Genomic DNA, 26,310 nt, shown 5'->3' with positions numbered 1-26,310 from the left:
TGAAAGAGCAGGCTCAGGTTTCGAGCCTGCTTTGATTTACTCAAAATCAGTTTTTTGCATTTTCCTGATTTTCATCCACACTGTCATTCTCTTTTTTTACTGGAATTGTTTCATTCTTAAACACGACGGTTTCAGTACTGTCATCGTAACCAATGCTGACCGTATCTCCTGATTTGAGTTGATCGCTGAGGATTTCTTTTGCCAGCCTGGTTTCCACTTCCTGGCGAATCTTACGTTTGAGTTCACGCGCCCCAAAGTCGGGCTGATAACCGACTTCAACCAGATGTTCAATGAGGGAGTCATCGAGTTTGAGTGAAATGTCCTGTGCGGCTGCAGTGCGAGTCAGTCTGTCGAGCTGAATCTGGACAATCAGACGGATGTTCTCCTGCGACAGCGAGTTGAACACAATCACTTCATCGATGCGGTTAAGAAACTCTGGACGGAAATGGCCTTTCAGCAGTTGCATTAGCTCTTCATGCAGGACTTTCGGCGTTTTTTGCTCTTCTTCCGGTAATCCGGCATTAGCCATAATGAGAGCCGAACCAAGGTTACTGGTAGCAATGATGGTGGTATTACTGAAATCAATTACCCGGCCCTTACCGTCGGTTAATCGGCCATCATCGAAAACCTGCAACAGAACGTTGTAAACATCGGGGTGCGCCTTTTCGATCTCGTCGAGCAGTATCACGCTGTATGGACGACGTCGAACTTTTTCAGTCAACTGCCCCCCCTCATCATAACCAACATATCCTGGAGGAGCACCGATCAACCGGGCGACAGTGTGTTTCTCCATATATTCAGACATATCAATACGAATTATGGCCTGTTCATCACCAAATACGGCTTCGGCAATGGCCTTGGCTAATTCCGTTTTCCCCACGCCTGTCGGACCAAGGAACAAGAAGGTTGCAATCGGACGATGGGCCTGTCCCAGACCGGCTCTGGAGAGCCTGACTGCATCGCTGACGGCTGTGACTGCCTGATCCTGCCCAACGACTCTTTGTTTCAGGAGTTCTTCCATATTGAGCAGTTTTTTTCGTTCTTCCTGGGTCAAATCGCTAACGGGTATACCGGTCAGTCTGGAGACCACTTCCGCCACAGCAGCAACAGTCACTTCAAGGGTTTCGGAGCCCGTTTTGTTCTTCCACGCTTCTGTCTGTTGTTCAAGGGATTCCTGCTTAGCGGCAATGTCACTTTCAAAACGTTTCACCTCGTCAAAAAGTTTACGGGAGGAGGCGTAATCTCTTTCACGTTTCAGATGCGCGATTTCAGCCTCAAGCTCCTGAATTGCAACAGGTCGTGAACTGGCACCAATACGAACGCGTGCTGCAGCCTGGTCGATAAGGTCAATGGCCTTATCCGGAAGAAAACGAGACGTTATGTATCGGTCTGATAGCTCAGCAGCTGCAACAAATGCATCATCTTTGAAAGTGACCTGATGGTGGGCTTCAAGTGTGTCTCTGAGTCCACGAAGAATAACAATCGTCTGATCTACTGTTGGCTCTTCAACCAGAACTGGCTGGAAGCGGCGCTCAAGCGCTGCATCTTTTTCGATATGCTTCTGGTACTCATTTAATGTTGTCGCCCCGATTAGGCTAAGTTCTCCGCGTGCCAGAGCAGGCTTCAGGACGTTTGCAATATCGAGCCCACCTTCGCCTCCACCCTGACCCGCACCAACTATGGTATGAAGCTCATCAATAAAGAGAATCAGCTCTCCCTTTTTAGCCGTCACTTCATCAATCAGTTGTTTAGCCCGTTCCTCAAACTCCCCACGATACTTGGCTCCGGCTACCATCGAGTTCATATTGATCTCGACGAGACGTTTATCACGCAGAACTTCAGGCACATCACCTTTGACAATTCGTTGTGCCAGCCCTTCAACGATCGCCGTTTTACCTACACCGGGTTCACCAATGAGTACCGGGTTATTCTTCTTACGGCGAGCCAGAACTTCTATCGTATTTTCAATCTCTTGTGCACGCCCGAGGACTGGATCCAGCTTACCAGCTCGCGCCATTTCAGTGAGGTCCCGACCAAATTTATCAAGGTTTGGCGTACCGGTAGGGGTATCAACACGGCCATCTTCGGCGCCTTTACCTACGATTTTCACAACTTTCTGGCGAATTGCCTCGGGAGAGATCCCATATTTCTTGAGTAATGCACCCGCTACGCTATCGGGAACTTCACTCAGGCCGATCAGTAAATGTTCTGGTCCTATATAAGAATGCCCTAGTTCACGGGATGCCTGAAACGCGTACATGAACGCTTTTTTAAGGCGGGGCGATATTGACAGGTCACCAGGTGCGCTACCGGTCTCAGTTGCGCCACTATAAGCATTCTGATCGATATAGCTTTTAATATCGTCCGGGGATATTTTCAGGTCTTTAAACAATGCGGTACAGACGTCAGCATCAGAAAGTACGTACAGAAGATGTTCCGTATCCAGTTCGCTACGATTAAGCTGATGAGCTTTTTCTGCCGCTCGCTGTAACAATTCCAGTGACTGCTTACTGAATGCTTCCGTTGTATCGACCGACTCACGTGGTACTTCACCAAAAATTCCCTCGTCATCATTATCGCGAGGGCTATTGCCAAAACCATTGAAGAAGCCAGAGAGCCCACCTCTTCCCAGCAATGAGTCGAAGGGGTTCATGATGTTCTGATGTCGCATTAGCTGGCGGTAATCATAATCACAGATATCAATTGTCTTACGTTGACCATTCTGAACCACGGTGACGCGGCTGGTAGCCGGTCTTGCCTGACAAATATCACACAATGCGGGCATATTTCGCCTCCTGATTAAAAAATGGGTGCTCCGTAAAAGCCCCGTTTTTAAGCGTAGCAGAAGGCAAATCTGCCGTTATGGCTGGCTATGAAACATCATGTATCTTTAAATTAAAGAATGGCACAATGCTAATGAGATAGGACATGATTTCTGTTTGTAACTGCTCATACGCCATCCACTCCGTAAACGATGTAAAAGCATAAAATTCAACAGGTAAACCATAAACCGTGGGTTGTAACTGACGGACCATCAATGTCATCTGCTGACAGATAGCATCATGTTGACGTAAATACGCACAGGCATATTGCTGGAAAAGCTCAACGTTAGTATGGGCATTGCTTTCCATCTCCGTCAGTTGAGGTAAAGATGGATTTCCAGTAATGGCCTGTTTTTCTTCAGGGTTAATATATTTAATCGTTTTAATATCAATATTAATCGTGCGTTGAAAGCGTCTGGCATTATGCTCAATCATATAACGCCAGTTTTTGAATGCCCCTGAAACCAGGGTGTAAGTGGGTATTGTCGTAATGGTATTGTCAAAGTTGAGTACTTTGACCGTCGTTAACCCAATATCCTGAACAGTTCCATTCGCACCCAGTTGGTCAAGTTCAATCCAGTCTCCAGGTCGCAACATATCATTCGCAGAAAGCTGTATGCCCGCAACCAGGCCAAGGAGCGGATCTTTAAACACTAACAGTAATACCGCTGCCACAGCGCTCAGTCCACTGAGTAAGATAAGCGGTGACTTATTCAATAGTAATGAAATCAACAAAATAGCGTAAACTACAGCGCCTGTTAGCTTAAGGCTCTGTTCGATACCCCGATAAGGTAACCCACTGAGTTTATTGCTGCTTTTGTAAAGTTCGCAGCCAACATCTATAAATGAATAAAATGCCAGCAAGGCAAAGGTAAGCACCCACAGTCGTGCCCCCAGGAGTATAAAATCCAGTATTTTATTTTCAGGTGATATCACCAGAGACAGCTGTGCTGTCAGCACTATGCCTTGCAGGGTTAATACTGTGTAACGGAACAGATGATGGTGAGTAATGATCTGCAGTCGGGATGACCGAAGTTGCTCTGCTTTTCTGTCCAGAAAGGGAAGTACCACATAGTGTGCGATGCAGTGCAGGAGGATAAAGATAACTATCACCCGAATGACGGGTATATCACTGTGCAGTAGGGTGCTTAGTGCATTCTGAAAAAAATTAGGGTCTTTGATTGCTTGTATCATTTTCTGGTTGTTCTGGCCTATGGCTTCATCGAAGCTGCGATTTTATAGTAAATATCTTGCCCATAGAATCCTTTTGATTGATGAGTGGGTCATAATAAAACGTTTATTATCAGATGGATATTTAATGTATAAAAAATCCACATTCAAATATGAACTTGTGGATAAGTTTGTTGTCGAAACTCCGTATTACTGTAATAGCCCGGCATAGTGAATATGTCACTTATAGCGAGGATCTGAATGACGAAAGAAATGACTAACTTAGCGTTAGCACCTGTTGGCAATCTGGAGACCTACATTCGAGCAGCGTACTCATGTCCCATGTTGTCACAAGAGGAAGAACAACGTTTAGCCAGCAACCTGCAAAAAAATGATGATCTTGACGCAGCAAAACACCTGATACTTTCGCATCTGCGTTTTGTGATTCATATCGCAAGACAGTATTCTGGTTACGGTTTACCGCAAGCCGATTTAATTCAGGAAGGAAATGTCGGTCTGATGAAGGCGGTGCGACGTTTTAACCCGGACGTTGGTGTCCGACTGGTTTCGTTCGCGGTTCACTGGATCAAGTCTGAAATTCATGAGTATGTATTGCGTAACTGGCGCATTGTGAGAGTTGCTACAACTAAAGCGCAAAGAAAATTATTCTTCAACCTGCGCAAAACTAAACAACGACTCGGCTGGTTTAAGCAGGATGAAGTGGACATGGTCGCCCAGGAGCTGGGGGTTTCGGTAAAAGACGTCCAGGAAATGGAGTCCCGCATGTCAGCACAGGACATGGCCTACGATATATACCCGGATGATGAATCAGATAACCATCGGCCTGTTTCTCCTTCGCTCTACTTGCAGGATAAATCCTCGGATTTTGCCGGAATGATTGAAGAGGATAACTGGGAGAGTCAGGCATCAGACCGTCTGGTTGTCGCAATGGATACCCTGGACCTGAGAAGCCAGGAGATCATCCGGGCACGCTGGCTTGACGACGAAAATAAAGCCACACTAAATGAACTGGCGGAACGCTACGGTATATCAGCAGAACGTGTAAGACAGCTCGAAAACAACGCCATGAAGAAATTACGCATGGCGATTGACATATAACACTTGATGTTCTGGTGACGGCCATAAAAACGGGGCGTGTCATTTGCGAAAAAAACACTACACGAATGATATGGCAGCAGGGCTGCTGATGTCGCAGCCCTGAACGTTAACCGTTGTTGCAAACAAAACTCTTCTGTATGACTCAGTTGACCGACCGCCATAGCTGGCCGGCATCCTTATTACTGTTAGCCCTCGGTCTTGTGGCTGGGCTCTGGTTGGGGTTCGACGCTATCAAGAAAACTGGACGTCGGAATAAAAAATAACGCTCCGGTAATCGCACGGCTGACATCCAGGATCCGGTCATAGTTACCCGGTGGATTGCCAATGAACATGTTCTCCAGCATGCGCTCAATACGTTCAGGTTTCCTGGAGTAACCGATAAAGTAGGTTCCGAACTCGCCTTTGCCGGGGTCGCCAAAGGGCATGTTATCACGCAGGATATCAACGTCTTCGCCATCTTCTTCAATACTGGTCAGCACGTTATGAGCGTAGCTGGGTTTATCTGCATCCTTCAGCTCAACATCCGATAGCTTTTCGCGGCCAATGATTTTTTCCTGCTGTTCAACAGGAATGGCTTTCCATTTATCAAGATCGTGCAGGTATTTCTGAATAATGACATAACTTCCGCCAGAAAATGCCCCATCCTCATCACCTATCAATGTCGCATCCACCGCGCTCTGAGCGACCGGGTTTTCAGTACCATCAACAAAACCAAGTAGATCTCGATTATCGAAATAACGGAATCCCTGTACGGAATCAACAACGGAAACAGAATTTCCAAGGTCCGATAGTATCCGGGTGGCTAATTCGAAGCAGAGATCCATACGGTTTGCCCGGATATGAAATAACAAATCTCCGGCCGTAGAAGGTGCATGATGGACGCCATTGATCTCACGGAAGGTATGCAAATATTTAGGTTTAGCATCCCCAAAAAGGCGACGCCATCCTTCCTCCCCGAATCCCAACACACAAGACAGGCCACCATCAGCTATACGAAACCCTACCCCTCTGACAAGGGAGGATAGTGTTGCACAGAACGTGCGTACGGTAGTTTCAGCAGCGGTACCGGGGTTAAGGGTCACAACCAGGAATATGGCTGCACTAGTAAGTTTCTCATCTACAGCCTGGGAAACTGATTGCGAAAATGGACAGGCCACCTGAACTCCTTGAAATGCATAGGTTATATGGAATCGTTATCATTTGATGATCAAATGAAGATTTTTATGAGCATACATTATGCGCACCTAAGGCTACGTTCAACCGGGAAACAATGTTTACGATGTTTATCGCGGGCTCAGTTTTGCGGAGGAGCAGAAACGGCTTGCTGCATCGTGCCGCTGAATTACGGCTACTGCTCCATCAATATCGGCGATGGGCCGCTTATGCGGTGGTGAAACTGGGAAGGGGAGAACTCTTTGAAGCGCCAGGCATACTGGCATTCTTCCGAAAGCAAGTTCAGGGACCTATGCTGTACCGTCGAGCAAATCTACCGCAACGTAGGGGCAGCCCGTTGGGCGGTCCTTGCCTTGCTGAAAGCCGGAACCCGAGCCTGAAAGATTTTGGTCTGTTCCGCACCCGAGTTCAGACGATGTTTGCTAAAAAAATGGTCGTCTGAATTTCGGTTGTGAGGTTCTTACTGAGTGCTTAGATTCATTTTCAATCTATCGAGAGGATATGAATATGAACTTTGCAGAACGCCACTATCAGCATGAGCCTCTTCTTATCGCCAACGTCTGGGATGCCGCCAGTGCTGTCGCAGCGCAAAAAGCAGGCTACCAGGTTCTGGGAACGTCCAGTGCAGCTATAGCGTCCACACTGGGATATGACGACGGCCAGGGAATGCCGTTTGATGAGTTATTTTATATGGTCACCCGGATCCGGGCTGTCAGCAACCTGCCATTGAGCGTTGACATGGAAGCAGGGTATGGTGATTCAGCCGAAGAGATAGCAGACAATCTGCGGCGCCTTGCTCAGACAGGCGTCGCAGGCGTGAACCTCGAAGACAGCCGAGTCATAAACGGGGTTCGTCAGCTTGACGATGCCTCTGATTTTTCCCGTAACCTGAGAGCAGTGTGCAATATGCTGAGAAGGGAAGATTATCATCTGTTTCTGAATATCCGGACTGACACGTACCTGCTCGGGCATGAAGACGCGTTGCAGGAGACGATATTAAGGGGTCAACGCTATAAAGCTGCAGGTGCCGACGGCCTTTTTGTTCCCTGCCTGACGTCAGAGAAAGACATTAGCCTCATAGCAGAGGCAACGGGATTGCCCCTGAATGTCATGTGTATGCCCGATCTACCGTCATTCGACAGGCTGAAACGGGCCGGGGCAAGCCGCATTTCACTGGGCAATTTTGTTCATTCAGCGATGCAGTCAACGTTGACTGATGTCATGCATGCGATCCGAGCGCGTCAGACGTTTGAAGGACTTTTTAGTGATGAAAATAACCGATAAGAATTTATGCGATATCTGGTATCAGGCATTACTTGAACGTTCTTCAGAATATACTGGCGTGTTTTTTGTTGGCGTCAAAACCACTGGCGTATTCTGCATTTCGGTATGCCGGGCGCGAAAGCCCAAACGCGAAAATGTCGAATTTTATAAAGATGCCAAATCTGCCCTGGCGGCTGGCTTTCGTCCCTGTAAGGTCTGCAGGCCCGCTGAAAATGCGCACAGCGCGCCATTATTCGTTGAGCAGGCGCTTGCGCTTGTCAGGCGCGATATTAAATCCCGTGTAGCAGACGCGGAGCTTCGTCAGCATGGCATCAGCCCGGAGCGGGTAAGACGCTGGTTCCTGCAACATCACGGCATCACTTTTCAGGCTTTCCAGCGAATGCAGCGGGTGAACGTTGCCCTGCAGGAGCTGAAAAGCGGACGAGCGGCGACTGACGTTGCGCTGGACAATGGCTATGAATCCCTTAGCGGCTTTGGTTACACCTACAAGCGGCTTACTGGCGCAGCGCCGACTCAGGCAACCCAGGTGATAGTCATTCACCGGTTTACCACGACGCTTGGACCGATGTTTGTCTGCGCGACAGAGCAGGGAGTCTGTCTGCTGGAGTTTACCGATCGCCGGATGTTGGAAACAGAATTCCGCGATATACAGCGTTTATTTAACGCCAGAATCGTCACCGGTGAAAACAACCATACCCGACAGACAGTAAAAGAGGTCGGCGAGTATTTTGCCGGAACGCGCCGACAGTTTGATCTCGCTTTAGATGCTCCGGGTAGTTATTTTCAACAATCCGTCTGGCATGCGTTGCGCGCTGTTCCCTATGGACAGACCTCATACTATCAGGCCATTTCACTACGGCTTAATAAGCCAAATGCTGTGCGCGCCGTCGCTGCAGCTAACGGTGCCAACCGGATTGCGATTGTGATTCCCTGTCACAGGATAATTGGAAAAGATGGCGCGATGACAGGTTATGGAGGGGGGATTTCACGCAAAGAATGGCTCATTGAGCATGAGAGAAATAATGTTTAATGGCGTGATGTTTCTGTGTCGCCGGGAAATTTTATGAACTTCGCGGGACATATTGAGGGTACAAAAAAGCCCGCAGGGCTTGCGCCATGCGGGCTTTCAGGACTTCATCAGTCGACTCTGGTGATCGCCGATGGAGAATTTTGGTGGGCTGGCGTCCCTGTAATTAGCCATTCATTCCATTGATTTTTAATGGTATTTATACTTTGAATTTTATGTGTGGTTCTAAAAAGGAACCATAAATCGTAATGGTATGGGTTATCACGATTAGCGGATTGGAGAATTGTATCAAAAGGAAACAAATTCTTCAGTTCAACTCCCTGCTAGTAGCTGAACTGTGCAAGCAGGATCTGCTTTTCACCGATTAGTGAATGCGGTAGTTTTTCAGCGAAACTGAATTCTATCCGTAGGGCAGTACCAGCATAGGTGGAGAATGGATTTTGAACAACTGGTCACCAGAGCACACAAAAGACATCAAGAGTTGGTTTAAGATTGATACATATCGCAAATTTGAAGACCTCTCATTGCTCCAGTTTTACCATGAGATATGGGCTCGTAACTTGTTCTTTAAGGAGTATCGGGAAGAGTTTGAGAGCAGAACTCTTATGGGTTACTTCTCAAAAATTTTCAGTGGCAATCCTTTTTTAATTGAAGAAGGGCAACTGGGATACATGACTCCTGCCAATAAACTTTTTCAGCCTCCCCATTTTTTTCTAACAACTCTTGATCGCCTTGCTGAAACGAGCATCATTGCTATGCAACGCGGAGGTTTTGTTTGGGATGGTGATGACAATTATTCAATAAACAGAGATCTTCGGGAAGAATCACTTTCAGATATTATGCCAGATCAGTTTTCACGAACAGTCATGTTCGAGATTGATTTGGCAAGTGGCACAGACGAAGAGATTGCAGAGTCGCTTAAAGCTGCATTACCGCAGTGGCGTAAAATCAAAGGTATCGAACCAGATCCTTTAGAATCAGTTCGCTTTGGGTATGGAACTATCAAGAAACTCATCAGTTATCGTGTGATACCTATGCTGGATATCCTGGTGTGGGCAGCCGTTAAAAAAATCCGTGTCTCTGACGACAGGTTATCCAGACTGCTATATACAGACGATGACGAAGAAAGCGAAATGAGGCAGTCTAGCCAAATCAAAGATACCGACAGGCCTTTGGCTCTTAAATCCTGCACAACTGACTTTATCCGACAATTCCATTACTTCATGAACAAAAATAGCCATTTGAAGCAAATGAAAGTCTCTGATGTAATGAAACTATCTGATTAGAATTACATTTATAACTATTTGTTTTAATTGTTAAAATTAACTAAAGGCATCATTGTGAATGGTGCTTTTTTTGCGATTTTTACTTTAAACCGGGCATTTTGACACTTGCTATAAAACGAGGGAATTTCAGCTACTCTCAAGTTCCCCTTTTCTGTACGGCACCAACTTCGAGAAAACCATCCTGCATAGCTACGAAGAACCTCCGCTTCAGGAGCTTCGCTCTTTTCTTTTCCCAACTGTTCGTATAGTGACTTCACCGCAACGACAAGGGATAACGAAATGAAAAATCAAGCAACCCGCCTAATACGATTACCAGAAGTTCTCGAACGAACTGGCTACGGAAAAGCCTGGATATATCGTCTGATCAACGATGGTAAGTTTCCTGCTCCTGTCAAAATTGGAAGTCGTGCAGTAGCTTTCGTTGAAAGTGAGATTGATACCTGGATTCAGTCTGTTATCGAAACAAGTCGAAATAATGTTGCTTAATTGAACTTAGGAGTGATTTTATGAATATCGAAGAATTTGTAAGCGAAGAAAACCATATGTGCAATTTATGCGGAGATCTTTTTTACAAGATCTTTGACCAAGAAGTGATTTATGACTTACCTAATAACGAGTTTAATAAAGAAATCATTTACTGGCTCAGTCAGTACCTTGTAGGAAATCTGAGAGAACCTTTAGACTCGATCTCTGAGCTTAATGCTTGCAAACAGATATATGTTTACGAGACCTGGTTATCTCTAATTAAATGTCCTGATGAATTGAAACTCCTAGCGAAGCGGATAATTTTATATCTAATGGATTAAGAGCTTTTTATGAAAATGTAAAGTTTGGCTGCATAATTTATCTTAAAACTTTACAGAATAACTTACATTATTTTGGTTGCCGTTTATTAGCAAGGCAGTGAGATAGTTTTCGAAGTATTAGGTGTACATAATATTAACTAGATCTACCAGATGATAATTTGACAAGAATAATCGTCTATCTCACTGTTTTAATTTAAATAAATATCTTAATCGAACCAAATAAATTTGTAAATCTACGAAATGCTTATTATTAATATATTGGAATTATACTTTTTGTAAAGTTTAGGAGGAAAATATGTGCAGTATTTGTGTGGATTCTTTTATGTTCGAAAATGGTGAGAGATATTGTCATGTTGTAAATAAAGATACTGGTGAGCCATTGTATTATCCAAACTTGTATATAACAACACAAGTCAGGAATCGGTCAGAGTCTATATCAACAATGAAGGTTATCGCTGGGAGCATTTCATTGTTATATCGATTCTTTATGAGAAAAAATATCAATATTGATGAAAGAATTCAGAAAAGGATATTTCTGGCTCCTCATGAAATTGAAGATTTGATCGAATTCACTTCATTCAATTTTCGAGATGGCGAGAATGATAATTTTAGAAGTTCAAATGTCAAAAAACCAACTAAGTACTTTCGGATAACAACCATAGCTAACTATCTGGAATGGCTGTGCAAAATACATCTTTCTCATACAGGACAGAAGGATACTCTCAAATATATTTTAGATTTCATTAACAACATAAAACGAAAGAAACCGAGAAATAATGATAAATATAATATGGATATAGAAAAAAGTTTAAATAATGAACAATTGGATTCTTTGTTTAGCATTCTTGCACCGGGTAGCAAATTAAATCCTTTTTCAGAAAAAGTGCAAAAAAGAAACAATCTAATATTCCTGCTATTACACTGCTTTGGCCTGAGAGCAGGTGAACTTTTGAATCTGCGAATTGGTGATATAGATTTTGCAGAATCGACAATTGCAATAAGAAGAAGAGCAAATGATAAAACAGATCCGCGAGTGTATCAGCCTTTAGTTAAAACTTGTGAGAGGAAATTAATTGCTGATAAAAAGCTCATGTTTGAAATTTCAGATTATATTCTGAATGATCGAAGAAACATAAAAAATTCTAACAAACATGATTTCCTGTTTATTACTTATAAGGAAGGAAAAACTCAAGGGCAACCTATTTCATTTTCTTCATATCACAAAGTGGTGAGTGTTGTTCGTCAATCCTCCTCACTTCTAGGGGGATTGACAGGTCACAAACTCAGACATACATGGAATTATGAGTTTTCGAAAGCAATAGACAAGAATCAGGACATATCCGATGAAAAAGAGCAACAAATCCGTTCTTATCTCATGGGATGGCGACCGGGTTCAGAAACTTCAATGATTTATAATCGCAGGCATATTTATGAGCTATCGAAAAAAACTGCACTTGAACAACAAGAGCAACTATTCAAAGGAGAATTTGATGAATAATTTAATTAAAAATAAATCTGATAAAATGTCTTTGCATGAACATAAAATCGTCAGTTCGATTGAAAATAACGGAATCAATCTTACAAACTTAATATGTGCTATGAACGAAAATTTGGTTTGTGGGTTTGTATATACAGTACAATATTATTTTAATAGCTACAGCTATTTGTATGTGAAAAATATTGTTAGAAATATGGAGAGTCTTATCCGTAAACTATCTCCTACTCATATTGATGATAAGGTTCTAATTGAATATCAAAATAAGAAATTATCAAAAGCCTCAGCATCATTTCGCGTTTTACGACCATTTTTGATTAAATGGTTTGAGTTAGGATATCCGGGAATAGATGAAAGTGCGGTAGAACTGTTAAAGCATTTGGACCTAAAAATAAAAAAATCTGGTCAGTCTGTGCTTCAAGATGATCCAACAGAGGGACCATTAAATAAAGAAGAACATACTTCTTTGATTAAGGCTATGAATCATGCATATAGAAAAGGTGAACTGTCACTGCCACATTATGCAATATCACTATTGATCAGTCTTACAGGTAGAAGACCTCAGCAGTTAGTTATGTTGAAATATAAAGACCTTCTTCAAAAGAACTTAGATAATGGCAAAGTAGAATATGTAATTTCAGTGCCACGAGTAAAACAACGGGGTAAAGAACTACGATATCGAGAACTTGCAATAATATCAGAGGTTGCATCAATTGTTCAATTGCAAGCTAATCAATCAGTGAAACTTGTTGAGCAAGCTCTTGGAAAAACTCTTGATGATTATTCTAAACGAGAAGTTCCTATTTTCTTAAATGAGGAAAAACTCTTAGATTTATCCATAACAGGTTCAATTCTTCTGGAATATAATAAATTATATGCGAAGCCTACAATTGCTAATGTAGCATTGAAAAGTATTGTTAATAATGGGAATGTAATATCCAACCGTACCGGTTCGATACTAAATATTACTCCTCGTAGGCTTCGTTATACAATAGCAACTATGCTGGCTAAGAATGGGCATAATGTTAATACTATAGCTGAATTATTGGATCATTCATCTACTTCAAGTGCGGGGATTTATATTAAAAATCATGCTGACAGTGTTGAAAGGATTGATTCCGCTGTTTCAGAACAATTGTCATTTGTCGCTGATATTTTTATGAACGGAATCAAATCGAAAAAGAGTAGTCATTTCAAATTTTTTTCTTCAAGTAGATGCCAGAGTCAGAATTCAGGATTTCCTTGCAATCAATGTATGTTTTTTATTCCGATTGATCGCAGTGAGGTGAATCAACTATGAATAATATTATTTTGTTCAAATCAAAAAAACATATTCTTGTAGAAGAAAATTATAATGAGTTCATAAAATTTTGTCGCTATCAACTGTCCGGACTAACCCAAACTCAGGATTGGGAGCAGTATGCCTGGAAAGGATATGTCACATTTAGAAAAATAGGGATTGGAAATAAAATCTTTGATTCCATTGATGCAATGCACGAAGATTATATCAATTTTGCGAAAGCATATATCAGATATCAACACACATTGAAACCATTAAAAAATTATGGGGTTATTATGATGGCCTTGCGATGTCTCGAACAGGCCCTTTTGCAGGTTCAGAACACTGGTCTCATTTATAATGTTACAGCCGTTGTTTTCGATGAGGCAATGCAGATCGGGAGTAAATATTTTGAAGGTAACGTTTTGGCTAAATGTGGAATACAGCTTGAAAAAATATCAAAGTTTCTGTGTGAACATAATCTTGTGAAGTCAGGATATATCTCATGGAAAAACCATGTAAAACAGAAAGTCAAAAACAATTATCTTACTGAGATTGAGGATTATCACCGAAGCGATAAGTTACCAGATGAAGAAGCATTGCTCGCTATTGCTGATATTTTTTCTCAAAATGATGAGTTACTGAGTCCAAGGGATAAGTTCACCAGTTCAGTATTTGCACTTCTACTTTGTTGTCCGAGCAGAATTTCTGAAATTTTAGCCTTACCTGCTGATTGTGAGATTACACAAATAGATGGCAAGGGTATCGAAAGATATGGTTTGAGATTTTATTCGGTAAAAGGGTATGGCCCTAATATCAAATGGATTCCACGGGTTATGATACCAGTTGCAAAGAAAGCGATTAGAAGATTACTTTCCTTATCACAAAATGCAAGAGCACTTGCTCACTGGTGCGAAAAGTACCCGGATAAATTTTACCGACATGAGCTTTGCCCAACAGTTGATGAAAAAGCTAAATTGACCGTTGTACAAGTTTGCCATGCACTGGGGTATAATTTATTTGATCATAAATCATGTGTTTTAAAAATTAAAAGAACGAGTTTGGATGGTGGGAAAAGTTTCTTAAACCACAATGATTACAACTATTCATTGAGTAATTTGTGGGAAATTATTAGTTCTAATTTTAGCAGAGATTTTCCATGGTATGATAAAGAAAAATCCATAAAATTTAGTAATGCTTTATGCTTGCTCAATACTGATCAATTTTCTTTATCAAGAATGACTTCAATTTTCACATTTTACAAACCTACTAAAAGTTTCTTTTTCAGTGACATACAAAGAAAAAAAAGCTATGAGATGAATTATAAAAATATATTTTCCCGATATGGATATTATGATGATGAAGGTAAACCACTACTTATTCGCTCACACCAGCCACGGCACCTTTTAAACACAATAGCCCATTATGGTGAAATGTCTGAACTGGATATAGCTAAATGGTCTGGTCGTATCAATGCGAATCAGAACAGAGTTTATAACCATGTGTCGGAAGAAGATATGTTAGATAAAATCAAAGCTATTAAATTGAATAGGAGTAATTACTGTCAAAGGGAGTCAATACCCACAAATGAATTGACAATTGATTTTGATAACCTTAATCAAGGTGCAATACACTTAACTGAATTTGGTTACTGTGTACATAACTATTTAATCAAGCCTTGTGCAAAAATTAATCATCTTATTGAATGTGATAATGAAACACCGGACATTAACTCAGTAGATAGAATTAGACTGCAATCTGTCCGAGGGAAAGTAATGCAATTAAAGAGAATAACTCAGATCGCTTATGAAAATGGTGATTATGGTGCAGACAAATGGTTGCAACACCACAAAAAAAATTTGGAAAGAATTAATAAACTATTGAATAATTGAAACAGGAGATGCATATGGCAAAACATTTAAACAGGAGTGAAATAAAGGCAATTAAACACATTATACTGACTTGGGACGGTAAAATCACATGGAGCGATTTATGTGAATCAGTTTATAAGAATCTAAACAGAACTATCACAAGGCAATCTCTAAGTGCTCATGATGAAGTTGTTGAAGCATATAGAACAAAGAAAAATTTGTCTAATTTGAAAAAATCTGGCCTTAAAAAGCCAGCTAACTTAACGATTGCGGCACAACAAATAATAAATCTTAAAGCCGAAAATGAAATGTTAAAAAAACAGAACAATAGATACAAAGAGCAGTTTAGCTATTGGCAGTATAATGCTTATAGACATGGTCTCACTATGGAACAATTGAATAGACCATTTAATAAAAAATAATAGTTGATAGGTTACACCTATTGACAAGTTAAATAAATACGATAAATATAAATATATGGTCAGGATGACTATTTCAATTATGCAAGGATGCATTTTATGGACAAAAACATCATCAATTCAGAGTTTACTCTGGAAGAGCAACTTATCATTATAATTGATAAATATATCTCAAAACGGTACCAGCCCGGAGATAAAAGTTTCTCATATCAACTTTACTTAATTTTTGTGGGATACCATTTAAAATATTTTTACCCTAAAAGGATTTATTCCAAATCCAATCGTAATATTGATAACATAATGACTATGTTTAGCTCGGTATACAAAAGTCTGACAAGCAATCTTCTACAACGATTAAATAACAAAGAAGGAGTTATTAGGGAACTAAACTCGCTTGTTAATTACATAGATAACAATCAAGAAAAAGCAGAGGAAATCTATGCTACTGTCAGAGCACAATATGAAATGAAAGTAATTGAGAAAGAGTTAACCCATGAAGTTCGCGTAAGAACCGTCAGGTTATAGGCAATAAAAAGCCCCTAAGCAGGGGCTAAAAGACTTCTTGATATAGGCTACTACTGAACTTCTTTCCAGACACCATCAGATTTGATTAGTTTTACTGGTTTTGTTTGTTTCATATTACTAATAGAGGCATCGACAATGCAGTTATAAACATTGTTTGCTTCTTCTGTGCAACTAACTTTCTTCACGTAATCGATTCTTAAAAGATCTTTTTCTGTAACTCTTGAATCAAGAGCTTTCATACTTGTATTTGTTCTATCTACAACACTTTTGAAAACATTGTATATATCGTCTTGCGATGGTTCATTGTTACATGCGGTTAGAAGGAAGGTGGTAATGATAACTGTGATAATTGAGTATATTTTCATTTTCTTATCCAAAAAACAATTAATTAAGAATGCCAGTTTTGGTGTTGTTATTGTCAGAGGAAAAAGTCCATTTACTTACAGTCTCTCCCTTGAAGTCGATTTCAAGAGTTTTAGACTGAGTTTGGGAACCGCCAGTAAACAGCCCCACAACAGGAATGAAAGTCGTTGCATTGAACTGATTGTTAGACATGAAATATTTCCATTGCTCATTTCCGTCATCGAGTGTGGTTCTTGTATCAGGCTCACCTAACTTAGTGAGTAATTCCGTCTTAGTTGTTTTGTTTTTAATGATCTTTGACTGGAGGCTTTGTGGTGTTTCGTTTTTAAGGTTCTGGTTCCCTGATGTTGAACAGCCAGAAAGCAGGAAGACAATAATAAAAAAAGAGGACGTTATAAATCGGTTCATTTACTTTCTCATTTTATGTTTGCGGTTGTGTGAAATTAATTTCACCGTATAAAAACAACTCTGTCTGCATACATTCTTTTGATTTTATAGATAAGAATAATGATGCTTACGAAAAACGTAATGACTGATACAAGAGTGCTGCCGGTCCACGAAAATGCTAACCACGCGAGACCAAATGCCACGAATTGAAACAGGAATGCCACACTGAGCGGGCTTTCACCGTAAGCGACCTTTGCATGACAGCCTTTGCAAATCCGCACACCATGAGGACTTTGTGTAAAGCAGAACGGGCACTTTATTGTTTCGTTTTCCATAGCTATCCCAATCTGGAAGATTAAATGGTGCGTTTACAGAGATTCTCGATGACCGACTCGCTTTAGTAAAATTGCTTGTACCGATCGATGGTTGTTTCTTGATAGTTGAAATCTATCATTAATAGTTTATTGATCTGTAATAACGATCAATATTTTCTTGACTAAACACAAATCTATTACTAGAGAATAGAGTGTGGTTACGAAAGGTGTTTACAACTAGCTGTCTATAAACGAATTTTTCTCGCCTTTTTTAAAGGTTGGATTACATGAATTTTTGAGAAGTGTGTGTGGGTTTTGTGAAGAATGGACTTCCCATAGCTTCTGAGAAGCTCTGCGAGCCTTCTGAGAAATGGAATCCAGCCGATAAGCCTGAGATGCTTTTGCTGTTGTACTGAGTTTTTTTGAAGAATCTTTTCTACGATTTCGTTTCTTCTGTCTTCTTTGAGTCGTAGTTCGAGTTCAGCAATTTTTTCACTTATGCTTTCCTTTGAAATATCCGTTGTTGAAACATCTTTTGCAGGAGCAGGAGCAGGAGCAGGAGCAGGAGCAGGAGCAGGAGCAGGGATAACTCCCTTTGTTGTTCGCAGAGCTTCTAAGTGATCTGGGTTGTAGTTAAGCTGCTTTTGAAGATTTACCCAAGAGTATGCCTTTCCAAGTTTGGATGCCTTGAAAGCGATATCGCGGTATTCGAATGAGAAGCCGTTCATCTTACCGGTAGAAGCAATGTTAGCCGTCCAGCCGACTTCAGCTTCTTCCAGTCGTTTTATAAAAGTTAAAAGATCAGGTGTATCTGCCAAACTTTTATCAAGTATCTGTTGTAGAGCTTCTTTAGGGGAGGGAAGGCCAGTCCGTTCTGCAAGCATCTGTTCATTACGGGAAACTTTTCTTCGCTTCTGTTGCTTTGGTGTAATGGAAGGGGCTGGCTTGGTCACTGTCAGACCGTGAGCGATTTCGAGTTCACTAATGATCCGTGTGCTGATAAGGTTTTCATTCCTACCCAAGTAGAGCTTCCCTCCATTGAGGTCTATGCGACTTGCGATAATGTGTATGTGCTGACCAGCCGGATCGTCATGAAGCACATAGCAACGAACATGAGTATCACTGAATCCCATTCTCTTCATGTAGTCGTCAGCTATCCTTGCCCATTGGTCATTCGATAATGATTCACCATCAGGTAAGCGAAGCGAGTTGTGCCAAACTGGTTTTGCGACATCCTGGCGAAGATGCTTGGTGCTATCGAACTCTGCAATCATTTCATGGGCGGTGTCACCCAGCATATTGCCCCCGATTACGACTGGATCGCATTTATGATGTGCTCCCGGTTTCAATGCGTATTGGACCACACCAGCAAAGTTCTTACCCCTGCGAATCTTCCGCATACCCTTCATTCGGGAGGCTCCATATACTGTCACTTAAAAGATTCGTGCGAAGCTCTTCCAGTTGTCGCTTCACAGCGAACAATTCAGTATGGGTAAGCTGACTGTCCTTGCTTTTACAATCTATATGGGTCGCAATTCGATTTAGCTTTTGCGATATATCAGTTAAAGCTTTCCAGGCTTTGGTATTAATCGTTGGTATAACAGGAGGCAACTTTTGAAGGGAAGCCATGCGAAGCCACTCGCCTTTTTTATAAGAGCCTCGCTTTATATTAAGGAGTTGCAGTTCTTCAACATTCAATCGGACACTGACACAATAGCTTCTTACTGCTTCTGAAGGAATTTTACTTTTATTAAAACTACCACGGCGGGAAGTTTTGGATAGATCTATATCATCGCTATAATTTATCTTATGCATATAAACTCCATTTTGTATGATATTAATTAGTTAGCATAATCCATATGCTTTATATATCACTTATATAACGAATGAGTTTTTTGTCAATCTATAGGATGGATTGTTTTGATTTCTTTTATTGTCTGACTGAAAGGAAGCAAGAAAAGCAAGAGCTTTATAGAACGGTGCAACCGCTTCTATAAATTAGCTCTTGCTTTTTATGGATGGGGTATTGACAATACGTGAAAAAAAATTATAGGTATATATGAAAGTTAATTTAGCATGAGGAGTCGGATATGCATTTTTTTTGTTAATGGCGGTGTTTAGTTTATTTAATTTGCTAGGGTATTTATTACCATTTATTAAACCAACAGTTTTTGTGTTTGATATATTCATAATGCTATTAGGAATGATCGGTCTTTTGTTTTTTAGGAAGGATTTTGATGATTTTTAGAATGGTTTTCTTTGATGTTGCGTAATAAAACTATCTCGTTGGATATATTAGATATTAACTCTTCCTTTGTATTGTGTTTTTTATTGAATTCGATTTTTTTCTCTAAATAAAATTCCATAGCCGATATGAAAAATTTAGCAAATGAGCATAGTAAGATGAGAGATTTGAATAAAGCTAATGTGTGAATGTCAATGGCTTTTTCTATTAATGTTATAAGGTCATTAGAGTTTTGCTCATAAGTTTTATAAACGACAATTGACGCAGAGAAAAATAACACGCAGTCGTTCAATGATTTTATGGATTTACCTATTTTTTTAAAAAATATTGAAATCAATAAACCACCCAGGAATAAACAAGTGAAAAGAATGTCTTCTTTATTTATTGTTATCATTGAGCTTGTAAAGTTTAAAATCTTTGGATCAAATTTATCAATGAGAAATTTTATGATGACATTTATTAAGAGTAGAAATAATACGAGCAAAGAGATTTCTAACGATAATTTTTTATAAAAAAGTAGTCTTAATGATGATTTCATTTAAAACCCTCTGTATTTTTGAATATCCATTATGATAAAAGAATGTTTTGGTTCTGACTGATGTTTAAAACTTATATCGTATTTATTTCACAGAATTAATATCGCGTCGCGATTTTTCAACGCTTAATGATTAGTATATATACTTATACGGGTAAGGCTCATGTTTAATTCTCCAGTTGACAGTTTTTTTTATTTTTAGGTAGTAAATGTGTAAGGTATAATTTCAATTAATAAAAATCCCTTAAAGAATAAAAGATTTTTATTTGCAGCCATAAACAAACTTTAAAATTCTGTTTACGTCTGTAATGTAGTTTACATATTCATCTTCAGTTTTTCAAGAGAAAGGCCACTTAGGTGGCCTTCAATGGGACTGCTTATGCATATTGTGTTAACTTCCAGGTTACGGCTTTACCATCATATGGAGGGAAGCGGTTTCCTTTTGCTATTGGTGCAGTTGTTGATGGTGTCCCTACAACAGTCCACACTCCACTCTCAGGGCAACTCTCGCCAGTTCTCCCGGTAGTGCCCAATGGTGCTTTTGCCATTACGGAATCTCCATGTCATATGTGTTTAGCTATGTGTGTCGAAATTTAGCAGCGTGACGATTATATGGCGGTTACATACTTTGGTTTATTAAGAATTTATTATTTTTGAGAGGTGAATCGATTAAATTATATTGATATATTATGCATTGTGTTTCATATATTTAAAGTTTTGACATTGGTATTTGTCATGCAATATACAAATATGCAGTTATTAACTGTTAACTTTACCTATCGAACCCATTTTATCTCACCCACTTATGTATGCCATATGTAGATCATTACATTGAAAGTAAATATTTAGTCATATAATTCAATTTGATAATTACATCTTATGAGTACAGCTGCATCATGTGAGTGCGTGATTCGATTAATTTTAGTTGAACTGAATCTTAGAATTTTGACATACTCAGTAACATGTTTTGAAAAGTGTTATATCATTAATCTATAAGAAAAAACCCAAATGGAATAAGTTTCTTTCCGTTATTATTTCTTTTGTAAGGTAATAGTGATGTGGGAAAAGATATTACAAAAAAATCTTTATTCTGAATGGGTTATCCGAAACACCCTATACTGGATGACTTCTGTAAGCCCATGGAAACTTGAAGAAAACATATCCTCGTGGATTATCTTCTTTGAGATAGGTGGTCCTGAATGTGAGTTTGAATTCGCAAGGTTGTTAAACGATTTTAGCCTCCGTGAGAAACTTCACCATCAAACTGGTCAGTTGCGTGATGCCATCATCAGCAAGGTTCTCCGAAGCATAGATGACAGGCTTGCATAATGAAACTCATGCCTTTTAACTTCGACAGGATGCCTGACGGCCGGGTATTCATCAGTAACCTCGCTGGCTTTCATCATTTTTTAGGAGAGCAGGAATTTCTCGATCTGGTAAACGGTCACATCAGTCAAGAACAGTCCTCATCGCTTGAAAGCAAACTTTTCATTTGCGGAGATGAATCTTCCTCCGTTACCCCTTATGCACTAAGTTCGGCTTTTGCCAAACGACTCATGAATGAACTGGCGATCAGGCCAATCTTCATGATTGTACCTACTCTTCGGTGTGATCATACTTGCAAATATTGCCAGGTCAGTAGGGCATCGGTCACCGCTGATGGTTATGACCTCAATCCTGAACTGATACCGCAAATTGTCAGCACCATTAAGAAACTAGGTACACCTCCCTACAAGATAGAAGTACAGGGCGGTGAACCACTTCTCAGGTTCGATCTTGTTCAGTCAATCTATCACGAGTGTGAGATTTCATTGGGTAGTGATGCTTTTGAAATGGTGATTGCTACAAGTCTGTCATTACTCGATGAAAGCATTCTCTCATGGGTTAAAGAGCGGAATATCACCTTCTCGGTCTCGCTCGATGGGATTGAAGCTGTCCATAACAAGAATCGCATCCTTACTGACTTTCAAGCTCATAACAAAGCAGTAACTGGTATTCGGAAAATCACAGAAGAACTTGGCGCAAACCGGGTAGCTACGGTTACCACAGTTACTAAGGAGCTGACTAAAGAGCCAGCTTCCATAGTAGATGCTCATTTGTCTCTGGGTCTTACAGACATGTTTATCAGGCCTGTTAGTCCTTATGGGTTTGCTCAGAAGCAGAGCTTCACTTTTTCAATGCCAGAGTATTTTGCTTTTTATAAAGAGTTGATGCAGGAAGTGTTGATTCAGAATGAAAAGGGAATACCTGTCATTGAGCACTCGGCTGCTATTCATCTCAAGCGAATTTTCAATCCAGGCTTCAGTGGTTATGCAGATCTAAAATCGCCAAGCGGAGTTGTGCTGAACTGCATCCTGTTCAATTATGACGGTAAAGTCTACGGTAGTGATGAAAGTCGTATGCTTCAGAAAGTAAACCCGGAAGCAGATTTCAGTGCAGGAGAGTTTGCCTCACTCTCATTCAGTAGCAACGAATACTACCGTTCCGCTCTCTCATCTTCATTTAACTTCGCCATGCCAGGTTGTGACACCTGTGCATACCAGCCTTTCTGTGGAGCAGATCCTTGCCAGAACATTAGTGTTCATGGCGAACCTGTTGGTGACAAGAGTCGTTCTACTTTCTGCCAGTATCACAAAGGCATGTTCCGCTTCCTTCTGAATGAAATCTCTCAGGATGGACCGATGGCAAAGATGCTTAAAGGGTGGGCTTATGTCTGAGGTGCTGAGAAACGACATTTTCAGATTTACGGCAGATCTGCCAGTTCAGCAAGGTTTCTATCGCTTGTGCAAATCTAAGCCCGAAAATCCTCAATTCTATCTGCCAAATTTACTGGTCAGTGAAACTCAACTTGATTCCAGACTTCCTGCATATTTTGCAGACTTCGTTGTGAGCACTGATCTTTTCAATTCCATAGAAGATGGTGATATAGGGATTGTTAATAATGGCAACATGATTAGGGTGATTTTGTCACGGAGAGCAAACCATAACACTGTTCTGGTAACTGAAAGGTGCAACAACCGTTGCCTTTTTTGTTCTCAGCCTCCTAAGACAGGAAACGATGACTGGCTTCTTAACCAGTCAGCACTTGCCATCGCCTCTTTCTCCCTGAATGGTGTAGTAGGAGTGAGTGGGGGAGAACCTCTACTGTATGGCGAAGATTTCTTGCAATTTCTTGACTTCATAATCGAAAACTCACCTGAGACAGCTTTGCATGTTTTGACCAATGGACGAAAGTTTGCAGATGTCAGTTTTACTCAACAGATGAAAGAGCGAAGCGAAAAGCTCAAAATAACTTTCGGTATTCCGCTTTATTCTTCAAGGTCGTCAGTTCATGACTATCTGGTTGGAAGCGAAGGGGCATTTGATGAGACAGTTATGGGGCTTATCAATGCCGGTAACTCAGGGATCAACATTGAGTTAAGAATCATTCCGACACTGGCTAACTATATGGAACTGGACAAAATCATAGAGTTCGCTGGTCGCGTGTTTTCCAATATCAACCAGATTTCTCTTATGGGCTTAGAATCTATCGGCTGGGCACGTAAAAACTGGTCATCAATCTTCATTGAGCATGATAGCTATAGTGAGAAAATTCTCTCTGCCATAGGAACAGCACAAAGGTCAGGCATCACCCTAACAATCTTCAATTACCCATTGTGCCATCTTCCTGAAAGAGCTTGGGGATTTGCTACTCAGTCAATTTCTGACTGGAAAAATTACTACCCCAAAGAATGTGATGAATGTACTCAGAAGTCTTCCTGTGCTGGTTATTTCAGTTCATCAAAAGGCCGTTTTCATCAACCACCGAGACCAATTTTATGAAAAAATTTAATTTCGCTGCTCTGCTTCCGGGATTTTTAGCACTCAATAATTCTGTATGGGCAAGTGATTCCTCCACTGGTGCAAGTGATTTGCCCGGTATGACTCTTAATGAGCATGATTTAGTTATAGCTCCACTTAACACGGAAGTACCTTTCTACATTGCAGGGCATCGTAGTCATAGCTCCCATCGAAGCCATAGTTCTCATAGATCTTCGTCTGGTGGTGGGTACTATGGTGGAAGCACTCCTTATTATCCTAAAACATACAGTTCACCAAGCTCATCAGGCTCATCCACTTCAGGTACAAATTCGCCATCGTCTTCTTCATCTGTTCGTTCGCTTCGCTCTAATGACACCGATGCCTCTACGACCACAAACTCTGCTGGAATGAATGGAACTACTCGTGCAAGTAGTGGGCTGGCTTCTGATACTGAAAAGCGTAAGCGTTTGATCATGCGAGTGCAGTTCGCATTACTGGATAAAGGGTTTTATAACGGCAATATAGACGGAAGTATGGGGCCTGCGACACGAACTGCTATCAAAAATTACAGAGTTGCATATGGGCTTCCTACTCCAGTAAGAGAAACATTAGATGCTCAGTTATTGAACTCTTTGAATATACTGGCTCGTTAAAATGTTAGGTAAAATAGAATGAAGATAAAACTCTCTATTTATAAAACAAAAAGGTTTAGCGATGCTATTGATCAGGTTTTGAATTTGGAAAGGGTCAAAAGACCTGTTGAATTCGAGATGGAGGATGCACGAGCATATCTATATGTAAAGGAGTACATGGACCCAAAACCTCCTGAATGGACCACCTTTTTTATGGGCCAAAATCCTGGCATAGAACCTGATTTCTTCGGTATGAATAGTAGCACAGGAGCAGTATTAGTTATTGAAGCTAACAATTCCAGATATCTTATTCCCTTTGGAACCGGTCATCACTTAATCAATGATGGCAGCATTGTCAAAGGATTTGGGCTTAAAACAACTCTTAATAGTATAGAACATAAAAAAATTCGCAGTTTAGATAAAGGCAGTCACAACGAAACGAACCTGTTAACTCGCAGTCAGAGCAGTAAAGAAGTCGATATATACAACCTAAAAATAGATTCTGAGATGGATATTCTCACAACTCTCACAGGCACTTCGACAGAAGATATTTTAGGAAGTAAAATTACTGGCAAAGATGCTTTTGTGATCATGCCGGATATTGAATTGAAGGCTATTCCAGCACTGTTGACCAAAATAGACTCTATTTACTTATTACCTCTTCCTGAAGAATTCGAATGGGTTAACAATATCAAGGAGGCTGATGAACAAGAAGTTGAGATATTGGATTCGCTTTTGATTGATCGGATAAAGGAAAAAGACTTCAATGATTTATGGCTTGGAGAGCCAGAAATAATTGACTGGGAAAATCAAATAGGCTATTGCTTTGATAAGAGACAAAGATTCATTCATGAAACCTTATCAATATACCATGTTTGTGATTATTTTGATGGTAAGAAAACTGAAGTAACTGTTGATGAACTCAAAAAAAATTACCTGCATGTTTTGAATGCCGATTTTGAATCGATAAAAAAATGGTCTTTATATAGGTGCCTCTATGCCGAGATAAAAGAAGGTGATCAGAACTATATTCTTCGAGACTCTATATGGTATGTTGCAGATAGGAATTTTGTATCGACTATTGATGATGAAATGAAAAAAATAATTCATTATGAGGAGTCGGATAAATTCCCTGTATATTCATATAAACGAGAGGAGGATTATAATAAAAAACTTTGCCAAGATGATAATTCCTTTACACACATGGATCAGAAATTCATTCATCATGGTGGTGGTAAAAGTAAGATTGAATTTTGTGATCTTATCAGAGGTCAATCAGATTTTATCCATGTAAAATATTATACTGGTTCGCAAAGTATGAGCCATCTTTTTTCACAAGGATTTATAGGTTCTGAACTTTTTATAAGTGACTCTGAATTTCGAGGCAAACTTAATGAGAAACTACCTGCTCATATAAAATTAGCCGATCATATAAATAGACCAGATGCTAAAAAATATAAACTAGTTTTCGCCATAGCTTCTAATAAAAATCTTCCCGAAGATTTACCTTTGTTTTCTAAAGTAAACTTGAAAAATTTCCACAAGAGTATTACCAATTTTGGGTATGAGGTCAGGATCTGCAAAATTGCTGTGGACCCAGATATTTATAAAAAGAAGCTATGTAAACCACAAAAGAACAAGCTTTAAATAAATTTTTCAATGCCAGAGACGTTTGCCAGTTCATGCAGAAAATCGCTTTTGTAAGTTACAGCCCATGTATCTTGGTTTAGAACAAAGTGGTGTCAAAAAAGGTTTAT

The 26,310-nt window shown here is 40.3% G+C and carries 26 protein-coding genes and 1 pseudogene; 18 read left to right on the top strand and 9 right to left on the bottom strand.

All coding sequences use genetic code 11. From position 1 onward, the window contains the following. Nucleotides 1-46 precede the first annotated feature (46 nt). Nucleotides 47-2,785: an ATP-dependent Clp protease ATP-binding subunit gene (locus tag OTG14_RS17420; RefSeq protein WP_267215505.1), complete on the bottom strand. Its 2,739-nt coding sequence runs from the start codon at nucleotides 2,783-2,785 to the stop codon at nucleotides 47-49. An 85-nt stretch (nucleotides 2,786-2,870) separates the two neighbouring features. Then, entirely contained in the window at nucleotides 2,871-4,016 is a 1,146-nt protein-coding gene (locus OTG14_RS17415; RefSeq protein ID WP_267215504.1) for a mechanosensitive ion channel family protein, read from the bottom strand. 237 nt (nucleotides 4,017-4,253) lie between these two features. Between OTG14_RS17415 and rpoH the strand changes: the two genes are divergently transcribed. After that, nucleotides 4,254-5,111 carry an RNA polymerase sigma factor RpoH gene (gene rpoH, locus OTG14_RS17410; RefSeq protein WP_267215503.1) on the top strand — a complete coding sequence of 286 codons (858 nt, stop codon included), beginning with the start codon at nucleotides 4,254-4,256 and terminating at the stop codon, nucleotides 5,109-5,111. A 185-nt stretch (nucleotides 5,112-5,296) separates the two neighbouring features. Here rpoH and OTG14_RS17405 read toward each other — a convergent pair whose 3' ends face one another. Further along, nucleotides 5,297-6,268 (bottom strand): Dyp-type peroxidase, encoded by a 972-nt coding sequence (locus OTG14_RS17405; RefSeq protein WP_267215502.1) that lies wholly within the window; start codon nucleotides 6,266-6,268, stop codon nucleotides 5,297-5,299. A gap of 27 nt (nucleotides 6,269-6,295) precedes the next feature. Between OTG14_RS17405 and OTG14_RS23845 the strand changes: the two genes are divergently transcribed. The 12 genes and pseudogenes from OTG14_RS23845 to OTG14_RS17350 all read left to right on the top strand — a co-directional run bounded on the left by OTG14_RS23845 (nucleotide 6,296) and on the right by OTG14_RS17350 (nucleotide 16,276). Beyond that, nucleotides 6,296-6,505 carry a glucose-6-phosphate isomerase family protein gene (locus tag OTG14_RS23845; protein ID WP_425340245.1) on the top strand — a complete coding sequence of 70 codons (210 nt, stop codon included), beginning with the start codon at nucleotides 6,296-6,298 and terminating at the stop codon, nucleotides 6,503-6,505. After that, a pseudogene (locus tag OTG14_RS17400) lies at nucleotides 6,484-6,609 on the top strand (nucleotidyltransferase domain-containing protein); the annotation flags it as partial. The gene OTG14_RS23845 and the pseudogene OTG14_RS17400, both read left to right, overlap by 22 nt. A gap of 182 nt (nucleotides 6,610-6,791) precedes the next feature. After that, on the top strand, nucleotides 6,792-7,568 hold the full coding sequence (locus tag OTG14_RS17395; protein ID WP_267215501.1) for an isocitrate lyase/PEP mutase family protein: 777 nt from the start codon (nucleotides 6,792-6,794) through the stop codon (nucleotides 7,566-7,568). Continuing rightward, entirely contained in the window at nucleotides 7,552-8,598 is a 1,047-nt protein-coding gene (locus tag OTG14_RS17390; protein WP_267215561.1) for a bifunctional transcriptional activator/DNA repair enzyme AdaA, read from the top strand. Before OTG14_RS17395 ends, OTG14_RS17390 begins: the two co-directional genes overlap by 17 nt. A 437-nt stretch (nucleotides 8,599-9,035) precedes the next feature. After that, nucleotides 9,036-9,881 (top strand): DUF6387 family protein, encoded by an 846-nt coding sequence (locus tag OTG14_RS17385; RefSeq protein WP_001067212.1) that lies wholly within the window; start codon nucleotides 9,036-9,038, stop codon nucleotides 9,879-9,881. A gap of 279 nt (nucleotides 9,882-10,160) precedes the next feature. After that, nucleotides 10,161-10,367 carry a helix-turn-helix transcriptional regulator gene (locus OTG14_RS17380; protein ID WP_000795663.1) on the top strand — a complete coding sequence of 69 codons (207 nt, stop codon included), beginning with the start codon at nucleotides 10,161-10,163 and terminating at the stop codon, nucleotides 10,365-10,367. Nucleotides 10,368-10,387: 20 nt separating this feature from the next. Next, a complete protein-coding gene (locus OTG14_RS17375; RefSeq protein WP_001019190.1) occupies nucleotides 10,388-10,687 on the top strand; it encodes a hypothetical protein in 300 nt (99 codons plus the stop codon). A 295-nt stretch (nucleotides 10,688-10,982) separates the two neighbouring features. Next, on the top strand, nucleotides 10,983-12,185 hold the full coding sequence (locus OTG14_RS17370) for a tyrosine-type recombinase/integrase (RefSeq protein ID WP_008322898.1): 1,203 nt from the start codon (nucleotides 10,983-10,985) through the stop codon (nucleotides 12,183-12,185). Continuing rightward, nucleotides 12,178-13,482: a tyrosine-type recombinase/integrase gene (locus OTG14_RS17365; RefSeq protein ID WP_047718536.1), complete on the top strand. Its 1,305-nt coding sequence runs from the start codon at nucleotides 12,178-12,180 to the stop codon at nucleotides 13,480-13,482. The genes OTG14_RS17370 and OTG14_RS17365 overlap by 8 nt, the downstream gene beginning before the upstream one ends. After that, the gene (locus OTG14_RS17360; protein ID WP_049108374.1) at nucleotides 13,479-15,353 is read left to right on the top strand and encodes a DNA-binding protein; all 1,875 of its coding nucleotides are present in this window, start codon (nucleotides 13,479-13,481) and stop codon (nucleotides 15,351-15,353) included. The genes OTG14_RS17365 and OTG14_RS17360 overlap by 4 nt, the downstream gene beginning before the upstream one ends. A 14-nt stretch (nucleotides 15,354-15,367) precedes the next feature. Next, on the top strand, nucleotides 15,368-15,754 hold the full coding sequence (locus tag OTG14_RS17355) for a hypothetical protein (protein WP_001062150.1): 387 nt from the start codon (nucleotides 15,368-15,370) through the stop codon (nucleotides 15,752-15,754). A gap of 96 nt (nucleotides 15,755-15,850) precedes the next feature. After that, nucleotides 15,851-16,276, top strand: a complete 426-nt coding sequence (locus tag OTG14_RS17350) for a hypothetical protein (protein WP_000360018.1) — start codon at nucleotides 15,851-15,853, stop codon at nucleotides 16,274-16,276. Between the two features lie 50 nt (nucleotides 16,277-16,326). On the opposite strand, the gene OTG14_RS17345 is transcribed toward OTG14_RS17350, so the two are convergent. From OTG14_RS17345 to OTG14_RS17320, 6 genes are all read right to left on the bottom strand, one after another. Further along, nucleotides 16,327-16,641 (bottom strand): hypothetical protein, encoded by a 315-nt coding sequence (locus tag OTG14_RS17345; protein WP_000708681.1) that lies wholly within the window; start codon nucleotides 16,639-16,641, stop codon nucleotides 16,327-16,329. Between the two features lie 19 nt (nucleotides 16,642-16,660). Continuing rightward, nucleotides 16,661-17,047, bottom strand: coding sequence for a hypothetical protein (locus tag OTG14_RS17340; RefSeq protein WP_001078959.1), 387 nt, complete (start codon nucleotides 17,045-17,047; stop codon nucleotides 16,661-16,663). 41 nt (nucleotides 17,048-17,088) lie between these two features. Next, a complete protein-coding gene (locus tag OTG14_RS17335; protein WP_007666384.1) occupies nucleotides 17,089-17,361 on the bottom strand; it encodes a hypothetical protein in 273 nt (90 codons plus the stop codon). Nucleotides 17,362-17,585: 224 nt separating this feature from the next. Continuing rightward, nucleotides 17,586-18,749 (bottom strand): relaxase/mobilization nuclease domain-containing protein, encoded by a 1,164-nt coding sequence (locus OTG14_RS17330; RefSeq protein ID WP_047718530.1) that lies wholly within the window; start codon nucleotides 18,747-18,749, stop codon nucleotides 17,586-17,588. Then, nucleotides 18,718-19,155 (bottom strand): hypothetical protein, encoded by a 438-nt coding sequence (locus tag OTG14_RS17325; protein ID WP_001549549.1) that lies wholly within the window; start codon nucleotides 19,153-19,155, stop codon nucleotides 18,718-18,720. Before OTG14_RS17325 ends, OTG14_RS17330 begins: the two co-directional genes overlap by 32 nt. A gap of 407 nt (nucleotides 19,156-19,562) precedes the next feature. After that, the gene (locus OTG14_RS17320; RefSeq protein WP_003845893.1) at nucleotides 19,563-20,123 is read right to left on the bottom strand and encodes a hypothetical protein; all 561 of its coding nucleotides are present in this window, start codon (nucleotides 20,121-20,123) and stop codon (nucleotides 19,563-19,565) included. Nucleotides 20,124-21,176: 1,053 nt separating this feature from the next. On the opposite strand from OTG14_RS17320, the gene hxsD reads away from it, so the two are divergent. Genes hxsD through OTG14_RS17295 form a run of 5 tightly spaced genes read left to right on the top strand, consistent with a single transcriptional unit; the run spans nucleotide 21,177 to nucleotide 26,200 of the window. Then, a complete protein-coding gene (gene hxsD / locus OTG14_RS17315; RefSeq protein WP_047718528.1) occupies nucleotides 21,177-21,449 on the top strand; it encodes a His-Xaa-Ser system protein HxsD in 273 nt (90 codons plus the stop codon). Next, a complete protein-coding gene (gene hxsB / locus OTG14_RS17310) occupies nucleotides 21,449-22,837 on the top strand; it encodes a His-Xaa-Ser system radical SAM maturase HxsB (RefSeq protein WP_047718527.1) in 1,389 nt (462 codons plus the stop codon). The genes hxsD and hxsB overlap by 1 nt, the downstream gene beginning before the upstream one ends. Further along, nucleotides 22,830-23,942, top strand: coding sequence for a His-Xaa-Ser system radical SAM maturase HxsC (gene hxsC / locus OTG14_RS17305; RefSeq protein WP_023323122.1), 1,113 nt, complete (start codon nucleotides 22,830-22,832; stop codon nucleotides 23,940-23,942). Before hxsB ends, hxsC begins: the two co-directional genes overlap by 8 nt. Continuing rightward, a complete protein-coding gene (gene hxsA / locus OTG14_RS17300) occupies nucleotides 23,939-24,574 on the top strand; it encodes a His-Xaa-Ser repeat protein HxsA (protein WP_001624497.1) in 636 nt (211 codons plus the stop codon). Before hxsC ends, hxsA begins: the two co-directional genes overlap by 4 nt. A gap of 18 nt (nucleotides 24,575-24,592) precedes the next feature. Continuing rightward, complete coding sequence (locus OTG14_RS17295; RefSeq protein ID WP_047718521.1) at nucleotides 24,593-26,200, top strand: TIGR04141 family sporadically distributed protein; 1,608 nt, start codon at nucleotides 24,593-24,595, stop codon at nucleotides 26,198-26,200. Nucleotides 26,201-26,310: the final 110 nt, after the last annotated feature.

This window comes from Enterobacter pseudoroggenkampii (assembly GCF_026420145.1).
Taxonomy (GTDB): domain Bacteria; phylum Pseudomonadota; class Gammaproteobacteria; order Enterobacterales; family Enterobacteriaceae; genus Enterobacter; species Enterobacter pseudoroggenkampii.
Note: the sequence above shows the minus strand (reverse complement) of the source record. Positions and strands in the feature narration are given on the sequence as shown.

Coding starts and splice junctions, on each gene's coding strand:
- OTG14_RS17335 (WP_007666384.1), bottom strand. CDS start 17,361: ATGGAAAACGAAACAATAAAGTGCCCGTTCTGCTTTACACAAAGTCCT.
- OTG14_RS17370 (WP_008322898.1), top strand. CDS start 10,983: ATGTGCAGTATTTGTGTGGATTCTTTTATGTTCGAAAATGGTGAGAGA.
- OTG14_RS17360 (WP_049108374.1), top strand. CDS start 13,479: ATGAATAATATTATTTTGTTCAAATCAAAAAAACATATTCTTGTAGAA.
- OTG14_RS17375 (WP_001019190.1), top strand. CDS start 10,388: ATGAATATCGAAGAATTTGTAAGCGAAGAAAACCATATGTGCAATTTA.
- OTG14_RS17340 (WP_001078959.1), bottom strand. CDS start 17,047: ATGAACCGATTTATAACGTCCTCTTTTTTTATTATTGTCTTCCTGCTT.
- OTG14_RS17415 (WP_267215504.1), bottom strand. CDS start 4,016: ATGATACAAGCAATCAAAGACCCTAATTTTTTTCAGAATGCACTAAGC.
- OTG14_RS17345 (WP_000708681.1), bottom strand. CDS start 16,641: ATGAAAATATACTCAATTATCACAGTTATCATTACCACCTTCCTTCTA.
- OTG14_RS17395 (WP_267215501.1), top strand. CDS start 6,792: ATGAACTTTGCAGAACGCCACTATCAGCATGAGCCTCTTCTTATCGCC.
- hxsC (WP_023323122.1), top strand. CDS start 22,830: ATGTCTGAGGTGCTGAGAAACGACATTTTCAGATTTACGGCAGATCTG.
- OTG14_RS17330 (WP_047718530.1), bottom strand. CDS start 18,749: ATGAAGGGTATGCGGAAGATTCGCAGGGGTAAGAACTTTGCTGGTGTG.
- hxsA (WP_001624497.1), top strand. CDS start 23,939: ATGAAAAAATTTAATTTCGCTGCTCTGCTTCCGGGATTTTTAGCACTC.
- OTG14_RS23845 (WP_425340245.1), top strand. CDS start 6,296: ATGGAATCGTTATCATTTGATGATCAAATGAAGATTTTTATGAGCATA.
- OTG14_RS17320 (WP_003845893.1), bottom strand. CDS start 20,123: ATGAAATCATCATTAAGACTACTTTTTTATAAAAAATTATCGTTAGAA.
- OTG14_RS17420 (WP_267215505.1), bottom strand. CDS start 2,785: ATGCCCGCATTGTGTGATATTTGTCAGGCAAGACCGGCTACCAGCCGC.
- OTG14_RS17390 (WP_267215561.1), top strand. CDS start 7,552: ATGAAAATAACCGATAAGAATTTATGCGATATCTGGTATCAGGCATTA.
- hxsD (WP_047718528.1), top strand. CDS start 21,177: ATGTGGGAAAAGATATTACAAAAAAATCTTTATTCTGAATGGGTTATC.
- OTG14_RS17350 (WP_000360018.1), top strand. CDS start 15,851: ATGGACAAAAACATCATCAATTCAGAGTTTACTCTGGAAGAGCAACTT.
- OTG14_RS17295 (WP_047718521.1), top strand. CDS start 24,593: ATGAAGATAAAACTCTCTATTTATAAAACAAAAAGGTTTAGCGATGCT.
- hxsB (WP_047718527.1), top strand. CDS start 21,449: ATGAAACTCATGCCTTTTAACTTCGACAGGATGCCTGACGGCCGGGTA.
- OTG14_RS17365 (WP_047718536.1), top strand. CDS start 12,178: ATGAATAATTTAATTAAAAATAAATCTGATAAAATGTCTTTGCATGAA.
- OTG14_RS17325 (WP_001549549.1), bottom strand. CDS start 19,155: ATGCATAAGATAAATTATAGCGATGATATAGATCTATCCAAAACTTCC.
- OTG14_RS17355 (WP_001062150.1), top strand. CDS start 15,368: ATGGCAAAACATTTAAACAGGAGTGAAATAAAGGCAATTAAACACATT.
- rpoH (WP_267215503.1), top strand. CDS start 4,254: ATGACGAAAGAAATGACTAACTTAGCGTTAGCACCTGTTGGCAATCTG.
- OTG14_RS17380 (WP_000795663.1), top strand. CDS start 10,161: ATGAAAAATCAAGCAACCCGCCTAATACGATTACCAGAAGTTCTCGAA.